General features: G+C 69.5%; 1 protein-coding gene and 1 pseudogene. Both read right to left on the reverse strand.

The features are described 5' to 3' along the window. A pseudogene (locus VQ02_RS39620) lies at positions 1 to 168 on the reverse strand (transporter); the annotation flags it as partial. A 7-nt stretch (positions 169 to 175) separates the two neighbouring features. After that, positions 176 to 709 (reverse strand): cation diffusion facilitator family transporter (locus VQ02_RS32730; RefSeq protein ID WP_048448449.1); only part of this gene is annotated, 534 nt, incomplete at its 5' end.

Below are 709 nucleotides of genomic sequence, written 5' to 3' on the forward strand. Positions count from 1 at the left end.
ATGCTTGAGGTCGGGCAGGATCTCGCCCGCCGCCGCGGCGAAGACGACGCCGGCGGCGAAGTGCTGGATGGCGCTGACCAGGATGGGGCCCGGCCGCAGGTTGACGGCAACCGCGGCGCCGATGACGGCGGTCGCCGCCGGGATGAGGGTGTAGATCCAGGCTTGCATGGCAGGCTCAGACTACGCCGTCCGGGACCAGAGCACAGGCGGTCGCCTCGCTGGTCTCCACCTGCAAGGTGACGTGGGCGATCGCGAAGCGGTCCTTCAATTCGTGTGCAGCCTGCATCAGGAAGGCGTCGTCCGCCCCGCCCGGCATCACGAGATGGCTGGTCAGGGCGACCTCGGTGGTGCTCATCGGCCAGATGTGGAGGTCGTGGACGGCCGTAACGCCGGCGAGGTTCTGCAGATGGGCGCGCACGGCGCCGGGGTCGATCCCGGAGGGTACCGCGGCGAGCGACATCCGCACGCTGTCGCGCAGGAGACCCCAGGTGCTCCACACGACCGCCGCGGCGATGACCAGGCTGGTGACCGGATCGAGCCAGCGCCATCCCGTCATGGCGATCAGCAGGCCGGCGACGACGACACCGGCCGAGACGGCGGCATCGGCGGCCATGTGGAGGAAGGCACCCTTGACGTTGAGGTCACCCTTGCGTCCCGATGCGAACAGCCAAGCCGTGACACCGTTGACCAGGATGCCGATGCCGGCGAC

The sequence above is a fragment of the Methylobacterium variabile genome (assembly GCF_001043975.1).
Lineage (GTDB): Bacteria > Pseudomonadota > Alphaproteobacteria > Rhizobiales > Beijerinckiaceae > Methylobacterium > Methylobacterium variabile.